5 protein-coding genes are annotated in these 9,664 nt (G+C 55.3%); 2 read left to right on the top strand and 3 right to left on the bottom strand.

Annotation, left to right across the window (positions count from 1 at the left end):
* Positions 1–77: 77 nt before the first annotated feature.
* Positions 78–1,391: a glycoside hydrolase family 10 protein gene (locus NNN71_RS21595; protein WP_411908116.1), complete on the bottom strand. Its 1,314-nt coding sequence runs from the start codon at positions 1,389–1,391 to the stop codon at positions 78–80.
* A gap of 377 nt (positions 1,392–1,768) precedes the next feature.
* Here NNN71_RS21595 and NNN71_RS21600 point away from each other — a divergent pair, with 377 nt between their 5' ends.
* A complete protein-coding gene (locus NNN71_RS21600; protein ID WP_271459306.1) occupies positions 1,769–4,975 on the top strand; it encodes a molybdopterin cofactor-binding domain-containing protein in 3,207 nt (1,068 codons plus the stop codon).
* Positions 4,976–5,018: 43 nt separating this feature from the next.
* The gene (locus NNN71_RS21605; protein WP_271459307.1) at positions 5,019–5,477 is read left to right on the top strand and encodes a (2Fe-2S)-binding protein; all 459 of its coding nucleotides are present in this window, start codon (positions 5,019–5,021) and stop codon (positions 5,475–5,477) included.
* A 45-nt stretch (positions 5,478–5,522) separates the two neighbouring features.
* Here NNN71_RS21605 and fdhF read toward each other — a convergent pair whose 3' ends face one another.
* Positions 5,523–7,676 (bottom strand): formate dehydrogenase subunit alpha, encoded by a 2,154-nt coding sequence (fdhF, locus tag NNN71_RS21610; RefSeq protein WP_271459309.1) that lies wholly within the window; start codon positions 7,674–7,676, stop codon positions 5,523–5,525.
* 143 nt (positions 7,677–7,819) lie between these two features.
* Positions 7,820–9,292 (bottom strand): nucleobase:cation symporter-2 family protein, encoded by a 1,473-nt coding sequence (locus NNN71_RS21615; protein WP_271459308.1) that lies wholly within the window; start codon positions 9,290–9,292, stop codon positions 7,820–7,822.
* Positions 9,293–9,664 lie beyond the last annotated feature (372 nt).

Consider the following 9,664-nt stretch of genomic DNA (forward strand, 5'->3'; position numbering starts at 1 on the left):
TTATAATTCACACCGATGTAACTTATCTCGATTTTTATTAAAGGAATCAGCCAGTAGTGGCTGATTCCTTGTGGTTATTATTTCCCCCAGCGGCTTCTTAAATAATCAACGGCCTGCTGCGTTTGCGGTTGTTCCAGATAAGCTTCGCGGAACAGAATCGTTCCATTGATGTTGGCGGCGGACTCATTCAGGTCAATCTGCTTTTTCAGCTCCGGCACGCCGCCTTCGATGCTCCAGTCCGGCTCATTCTTCGAGGGTTCGCCCACTTTATACAGCGCGATGCCAATATAAAGGCGCGTGTTGGTCGGTTTAACCACGTCAGCCCACCATTTAGCCAGCACGTCGTAACGTGCCGCATCACGGGCAAACGGCCAGTAAATCTGCGGGGCGATATAATCAAGCAAACCCTGCTGCACCCACTGACGGGTATCGGCATAGGATTCATCGTAGGCTGCTGCACCGCGAGTCTCCGATCCCGCCGGATCGTGCGAACGGTTACGCCATACGCCGGCAGGACTCACGCCAAACTCGACATTCGGCTTCAACTGCTTAATGGTGCGGGAGACCTGGGCGATCAATTCCTGCGTATTGTGTCGACGCCAGTCCGCTTTCGAGGCAAATCCCTGACCGTAGCGGCGGAAGGTGACTGTGTCGTTCAGCGAAGAACCGGCGGTTTCGGTATAGAAATAATCGTCAAACTGCACGCCATCAATGTCATAGCGCGACACCACCTCGGCAACGATGCTGGTGATCCAATCACGCGCTTCCGGAATACCGGGGTCGAGGACAAAACGGTCACTGGCCGTGCGAATCCAGTCACGATGTAACACAAACACGCTCGGAGGCGTCATCGACAGGGTGTTATTGAGCGCGGTGACGGTTGAGGGTTTGGTATTGGTCGAAACCCGATACGGGTTAAACCAGGCATGGACTTTCATGCCGCGTTTGTGCGCTTCATCGAGCATAAACTGCAGCGGATCGTAGCCAGGATATTCGCCAATATTGCCGGTCATCACATCAGACCAGGGCAGAATGTCCGATTTCCACAGCGCCGTTGCGTCCGGTTTTACCTGGAAAAAAACGGTATTGATGCCGAGACTTTTCAGCTTATCGAGTTTTGCCCGCAGCGCGGCTTGCTGTTGTTCGACGCGCAGGGTGGCGTCAGGCGCATTGATGGAGCTTATCGGCGGCCAGTCCAGGCGTGACACCGTGGTTAGCCAGACGCCGCGCATCGGTTCGTTGCTTTGCTGTGAACTGCCCGGTTTCACGGTAGAGGAGGGCGTCGTCGATTGTTTCGAATCGCAGCTAACCAGTAAAAATGCGGCAACGATCAGCGCGCTGGCCTTTTTCAGGGTGGAGAGGCGGGAAAAACGAAAAGAGCTGGAAGTCATAGGTGCCGTTATTCGGGTTGTCACGAGTGGGGAACATTTTCGTACTATTTGCGGCGAAGTCAATCGCTTAGCCTGCAGGGAGCGTGACCTTTACTGACCCTTGACAGTGAATGTTCGGTTAATACGCGCTAAGCCATTATTATTTTGATAAAAACCGATTATTACTTTGATAATTCACCGACAGCACGACACGAATTCTCTGCCCACTCCTCGTTCGACAGGCCGATTTCTCCCTGTGATTGACCATTAACGCGGGCGCAATCACAAAAACGAACCCTAACAGCCACCTCGTTGATCTCTGGCATAAATCTTGGATTTGTACGTAGCGATGGGCTTTTCCCGTAACTACTTACAGGATTGATAATAAGGGGAGCGTTATGTGTGCTTTGCGTTCAGCGTCGCCAGGACGCGTGGATGGATTGGCGAAAGTCAAAGGAACCGCCCTATACGGCGATGATATTACGTTGCCGGATATGCTCTACGGCGTCTGCCGCTATGCGGATATCCCGGCGGGCAAAATCGAAGAACTGGATCTCAGCGACGCGCTGGCGGTAGAGGGTGTGGTCAGGATTGCCACCTGGCAGGATATTCCCGGCACGCCGGTGGTCGGCGTTATCGTTAAAGATTACCTGCCAATCGTCAAAGATGAGGTGGTCTTTCACGGCGACGTGATCGCCGTCGTCGCCGCAACCACCTATGAGGCGGCATGCGAAGCGGCCGACAAAATTCACGTGCGCTACACGCCGTATGCGCCGCTAACCGACGTGGAATCCGCGCTGGCGCCGGATGCACGGCGAATTCACCCGGAGCGCGACGACAATATTGCCGCGCATCACCACACGTTGAAAGGCGATATCGAAAAGGGATTTGCCGATTCCCGGCATATCCTTGAACGCGAATATGAGGTGGGCTTCCAGGAACACGCCTACATTGAGCCGGAAGTGGTACTGACCTGGCTTGATCCTACCGATGGCAGCCTGATTATTTCCGGCTCCATTCAGAACCCGCATCGGGTGCGCGGCTTTGTGGCCAAATTCATGGGCTGCCCGCAGAGCCAGATTAACGTCAAGCGCGCGGTGATGGGCGGTTCGTTTGGCGGTAAAGATGATGTGATTGATCATCTTGCCTGCCGCTCCGCGCTGTTGACACGGTTGACCGGAAAACCAATCAAGTTCGCCTATACCCGTGAACAGTCCATTATTGAAAGCTGCAAGCGCCACCCGTACAAAATGAAATACAAAGTCGGCTTTAGCGACGCCGGACGTATCCAGGCGATGAAAGTCGATATTCTCGCCGACAGCGGGGGCTATGCCGCATCATCACCGTTTGTGACCTGGCGTTCTTCCGTACAGGCGGCAGGTCCTTACGCCATTCCTAATGTGCATATCGATGTGAAAGCGATATACACCAACAACAGTTATACCTCGGCGATGCGCGGTTTTGGTTCCCCGCAGGTGGTTTATGCGAATGAATCGTTGATGGATGAAATTGCCGAGTATCTGAATATTTCCCCGGTTGAAATTCGTGAAATCAACGCATTACGTCAAGGCGATACGTCCGTCACTGGCCAGGTTTTCGATCAGCATACGGTGTCGGCACTCGAGGTGCTGAAAAAGGCCGCCGCCTCGGCGGAGTTTATGGCCAAGCGTAAGCATTACCATGTGCTGAACGAACAGGGGGGCGTATATCGCTACGGCATTGGGTTAGCGCTCAGCTACCGCGGCTGCTCCATTGGTGCGGAAGGGGTCGATACCTCAACGGCGTTGATTCAGGTGAACGAGGACGGTAGCGTCAACCTCTCCACGTCGGTGTCGGAAAACGGTCAGGGGCTACAGACCACCATGTCGTTAATCGCCGCTGAAGCTTTCGGGATCGCGATGGCCGACATTCACTTCAGTGAACCGCCCACCTCGGTGATTGGCGACGGGGGCTCAACGGCGGCCACGCGCGGGACGATGGTTGGCGGCGGGGCGATTCTGGACGCGGCAGAGAAAATTAAGCGCCGTATTCTGAGCGTCGTGGGTGAGACCATCGGCGCGACGCGACTTGAAGATACCCGCTGGCAGGACGGTTTTATCATCAATAAACAAGATGATAGCCAACGTATCGCGTTTAAAGATGCGGTTAATAAAACTAAATGGGCCAGCGTCAGCCTGACGGAATACGGTTGGTTTGTGCCGCCGCCGATCCACTGGGATGAAGAAAAAGGCTGTGGCAGCCCGTACTTCACCTGGGTATATGGTTGCCAGGTGGCGGAAGTGCGGGTGAACATCAGCACGGGTAAGACCGACCTGCTGCACGTCACCGCCGCGCATGATGTCGGTCAGGTGCTCAATCCCGTCGGTTTTGAAGGGCAGGTATGCGGCGGCGTGGCGCAGGGCTTCGGCTACGCACTACTGGAAGATTTCAATATTGAGCACGGCCAGGTGAAGTCGGAGAACTTTGATAGCTACCTGCTGCCAACGATCAAGGACATTCCCGCCATTACGGTGATCGGGGTGGAAAACCCGGATAAAGCAGGCCCGCTTGGGGCAAAAGGTATCGGCGAACCGGCGACTGAACTGGCGGCCGCCGCCATCAATAACGCCGTAAGTTTTGCGCTAGGCACGCGTTTTAATAAGCTGCCGCTGACGCTGGAACAGGTGATTCTTGGCTATAACCTGAAAAAACCGGCACGGCAAAGTGAACTGATGATTGAACAGGAGAACAAAAAGCAGGTGCTGCGCCTGACAGACGTTACGGTGACGCGCCCGAAGACGCTGGATGAAGCCCTGGCGCTGCTTAAAAGTGACGGTGTCACGGTCATCGCAGGGGGGACCGATGTGATCGTTCAGGGGCGTCTGCAAACTAAATCGGTGAAGCTGGTTGACATCTCTCGTCTCAGTGAACTGACTCAGGTGACGGAAGACCCGCAAAGCCACGAAGTGTCGATTGGCGCCGCGGTCACCTTTAACCGTATTACCGACAACCCTCTGCTGCGCGAACGTTACCCGCTGCTGGTGCAGGCCTGTCATACCGTCGGCTCACACCAGATTCGTAACCGCGCCACCATCGGCGGCAATATCGTCAACGCGGCGCCATGTGGTGACTCCATCCCGCCGTCGATTCTCTACGACGCCAGCGTTGAACTGCGTTCCCATGCTGCCACACGGCGTATGTCACTGGCCGAGTTCCTGCTCTCTGGCTACAAAACGCAACGCCAGCCAGATGAACTGCTGACGCGCGTGATCCTTCCGCCGCCGGCGCACCCAAAAGCGAAGGGTTTCTACCATCAGCTTGGACGACGTAATGCACTGAATATTACCCGCCAGAGCTTAACCGCGCTGCTGGAATTCACCGCTGACGGTACCGTGAGCTACTGCCGACTGGTCGACGGCGCGTTATTCAGCAAACCGCAGCGTCTGCTCGATGTCGAGCGCTGTCTGGTGGGGCAGCGTATCACGCCGCAAACCGTTGATAGCGCCTGCGAGGTGCTGGACAAGCTGATTTATGCCGCGATCGGCAAACGCTGGTCTGCAGCCTATAAGCAGCCGGTTTTTGTCAGCATGTTCCGCGACATGATGACGCAGGCATCCGCTCAATAATCAATGAAAGCAGGGCGCCCGGCGCCCTGTCGAGGACAACGAGATGAGTATCATTAAAGTGAAGGTCAACGGCAAACTGGTGGAAGCGAAGGTCGAAGGCAATATGCGTCTGCTGGATTTGGTTCGCAACACCCTGAAGCTAACCGCGACAAAAGAAGGCTGCGCTATTGGTGAATGCGGTGCCTGTACGGTGATGATGGACGGCAAAGCGGTCTGTTCCTGTCTGGTGCTGGCAGAACAGTGCGATGAGGCGGAAATCACCACCCTGGAAGGGTTAAACGACAACCCCATTACGCAAAAATTGCAGAATGCTTTTGTTGAGAAAGGCGGCGTTCAGTGCGGATTCTGTACGCCGGGCGTGCTGGTCAGCACGACCGCGCTGCTGCAAGAGGTGCCGCAGCCGAGTGATGAACAACTGAAGGATGTGCTGGAAGGTAATATCTGTCGCTGTACCGGCTACCAGCCGATTCTTGATTCAATTCATCACGCCTTAAAGTCATAACGCGGTGATGGCGCGCCGGGGAGGTTGAAACCTCCCCAACGCCGATTACGCATGACTCTCGCTGCATTCCAGTAGTTGTGCTTTGAGCTTCGCATACTCTTCTATGACATAGCGCTCCGCTGCCGCCTGATCGGCAATCGCCTCTACCCGCACCGCACAATACTTGTACTCCGGCGTTTTGGTGACTGGGCTAAGATTTTCCGTGACCAGCTCGTTACAGGCGCCGATCCACCACTGGTAGGTCATATAAATCGCCCCTTTATTGGGCCTTTCGCTGACTTTGGCCCGGGTAATAATTCGCCCTTTACGTGAGTTCACCCACACCAGCGATTCATCGGCAATACCTAAACGCGCTGCGTCGGCGGTATTGATCTGCGCATAACCCGGTTCGTCGGCCAGCGTCGAGAGCGCTGAACAGTTGCCGGTCATCGAACGGCAGGAGTAGTGGCCTACCTCGCGTACCGTCGAGAGCACCATGGGAAATTCTTCCGTTAATTTATCGATTGGCGCTACCCAATCACAGGTGAAGAATTTCGCCAGCCAGTTTGCCGTGGAGAAGCGATCGGCAAACAGCCATGAGGTTCCCTTATCCGCCGGTGATTCATCCCGACATGGCCACTGTACGTACCCAAGCTCACCCATTTTCTCATAGGTGGCGCCGAAGAAATCCGGACACAAGTGCCGCAATTCATCCCAGATTTCCTGAGTGTTACGGTAGTGCATCGGATAGCCCATGCGGGTGGCGACTTCGCTAATAATTTGCCAGTCGGTTTTCAAGTCCCACTGCGGCTCCACCGCTTTAAAGAAGCGCTGGAAGCCCCGGTCTGCGGCGGTATAAACCCCTTCATGCTCGCCCCACGACGTCGAGGGAAGGATGACGTCGGCCGCCGCGGCGGTTTTGGTCATGAAAATGTCCTGCACAATCACCAGCTCCAGCGTCGCAAACGCCTTACGCACCGCCGACAGCTCGGCGTCGGTTTGTAACGGATCTTCACCCATAATGTACGCTGCACGGACTTCCCCGTTCGCTGCCCGATGCGGTAGTTCGCTAATACGATAGCCGGTATGAGCCGGCAGGCTTTCGACGCCCCAGGCTTTGGCGAACTTCTCGCGGTTTTCGGCAACGTTAACGAACTGATAGCCCGGATAGGTATCCGGCAGGGCGCCCATATCACAGGCCCCCTGAACGTTATTTTGCCCGCGAACCGGGTTGACGCCGACGCTCGCTTTGCCAAGATTGCCAGTCAGAATCGCCAGGCTGGTCAGAGCGCGCACCGTTTCTACCCCCTGGTAGAACTGGGTGACGCCCATGCCCCAAAGAATCGTGGCCGTCGTAGCGCGGGCATACAGTCGGGCGCACGCGCGAATGTCCTGCGCGCTGACGCCGGTAATCTCTTCAACCGACTCCGGCGGATAGCCTTCGACGATTTTACGGTACTCTTCAAAGCCCTCAGAACGCTGGGCAACGAAAGATTTGTCGTAGAGATCCTCCGCAATAATGACGTGGCCGATAGCATTTAACAGCGCGATATTCGAACCATTTTTTAGTGCCAGATGCATATCGGCAATCCGGGCGGTTTCTATACGCCGTGGATCACAGACAATAATTTTGGCGCCATTTCGCTTCGCATTAAGCACATGATTGGCGACGATAGGGTGAGAATCTGCCGGATTGTAGCCAAAGATAAACACCAGCTCACTGTTATCAATTTCGGTGATGGCATTGCTCATTGCGCCGTTACCGACCGATTGGTGCAGACCTGCAACCGAAGGGCCGTGTCAGACGCGCGCGCAGCAGTCAACGTTATTGGTGCCGATGACCGCGCGGGCGAACTTTTGCATCACATAGTTAGTTTCGTTGCCGGTACCCCGCGAAGAACCTGTGGTTTGAATGGCGTCGGGGCCATATTTTGCTTTGATCTCGCTAAGCCGCGTGGCGACGTAATCCAGCGCCTCGTTCCACGAAACGGCTTCCAGTTTGCCGCCACGCTGGCGACGGATCATTGGCGTTTGCAGCCGTGGCGTCAGAATGCGGGTATCGTGGACAAAATCCCAGCCGTAGTAGCCTTTCAGACACAGCGTCCCCTGGTTATTTTTGCCCATCGCCGCTTCTGCGCGCACGATCCGCCCGTCCTCAACCACCAGCTGCAGCTTGCAGCCAGCGGCACAGTAAGGGCAGACGGTGGTCACTTTCTTCATCATGACTCTCCAGATAATGGTAAAACGCTAAAACAGCAGCCCAAAATCAAAACGGCTGCTGACCCCAAAGGCGATGGCCTGCTGGACGGCGGGGATCGTCATTAACGCCAGCGCCAGCAGCGCCAGTATGAGTCGGTTGTGCATTATTCCCCCGCGCTGTGTTGTGGTTGTTGACCTTTCTGCACTTTGCGCAGCAGCAGCCACATACGCACGGTGCGCACCGCCATATTTCGCGCCGCAGCGCTTGGCGGCAGTGGATCGGGTTCCGGTACATCGTGAGAAATACGCAACGGCACGCTGCCGTTGAGCGTCAGGTTGGCAACGATGGCCGTGAGCGTCCCGATGGTGATACCACTGTGCAGGAAAAGCTGCATCATGGGGGGGAACTGGGTGAACAGGTTCGGCACCAGCACCGGCATCATGCCGAGACCGAGGGTCAGTGCGACCACCATCCCATTGTTATTGTTACGGTAGTTGACCTGTCCCAGGGTACGAATACCGGAGACGGCGACCATGCCAAACATGACGATCCCGGCACCGCCGAGGATCGGTTTTGGGATCAACACCACCAACGCCGCCATTTTCGAGAACACGCCCATCAAAATGAGAATCGCCCCTGAGGCCGACACCACAAAACGGCTGCGTACCCCGGTGAGGCCGATTAATCCGACGTTCTGCGCAAAGGCGGCGTAGGGGAAGAGGTTGAAGAAACCGCAAATGGTGGTGGCCAGCCCGCAGGTGTTCAGACCGTTGCGCAGCATGGTGGCATCCACTTTCTTACCGACAATATCGCCGGTGGCCATAATCGAGGACATGGTCTCCACCATCACCACCACCATTACCATAGAGAGCAGGGCGACGGGCACGATATGAAACTCCGGGCGAGCAAACTGCATCACCGACGGCAGGTGCAGCCACGGAGTGGCGTTCACCAGTTGAAAGTCGAGCGGCTTGAAGAAGCTCCAGAGAATGGTGCCAATAATCAGCCCAATGAGTACGGCGGTGTTTTTGACCACCCCGGTAGCGAAGGTATACAGGTTAAGGATGATAACCAGCGTGATTGCGGCCATCAGCAGCGAAAACAGGTCGCCAAATCCTTCCATTTCACTGCTTCCTCCGCCTATCCATCCGCCGGCCACCGGCATGATCGACAGACCAATCAACGTCACGATACCGCCCATCACCACCTTGGGAAAGAAGCGAATCAGACGGCTAATCCACGGCGCGCAGCAGAGGATAAATATCCCCGAAACAATCACCGAACCGGAAATGGTGCCGATGCCGTATTCTTTGCCGATCAGCACCATCGGGATGAGCGCGGCGAAGGTACAGCCCTGAATCAGCGGCAAACGGCAGCCGAGCCAGGGGCGAATCCCCATCGACTGAACAATGGTGGCCGCGCCGCAGATAAACAGATCGGCGCTGATCAGTAAAATAATGTGCTCGGCGGGCAAGCCAACCGCGCTGCCCACCACCAGGGGAACGGCTACCGCACCTGCGTACATCACCAGCACGTGCTGCAGTCCGTAGAGAATCATTTGCATAATCGGCAAAACCTTATCGACCGGCGCGGTTGATGCCGTCGAGCGTGAGGCAGGAATGGCTGAATCTTTCATGAAGTGGTTATCTCCTGTACGACTTTCGCCCCAGCGAGAGCGGAAGTTACGATTCGAAGGCAGTTATCGCCTCCCTGAACTGATGTGGTCATCAGCATGTTGCGCGCACGGCGATATCTATGCGTAAGCTGTGCCAGAATTAACCGTTATCGGAAGCAAATAATATTTTTGTGAATGGAATCACGACTTGCCGGATATTATTCCGGGGTGACAAGGCGGAATGAAAGGGCGGTAAAATACCGGCTATCACTATGAGAGTATTTATCTCTCATTTTGGTAGGGGCGAAGAGAACGACGTCTGGAATGGCTAAATGAGATTAATTATTAATGCCATGATTTTATGAGTATTATTTTATTTATGACCGGTTTATT

It is taken from the genome of Kluyvera sp. Awk 3 (assembly GCF_028069715.1).
Lineage (GTDB): Bacteria > Pseudomonadota > Gammaproteobacteria > Enterobacterales > Enterobacteriaceae > Kluyvera > Kluyvera georgiana_A.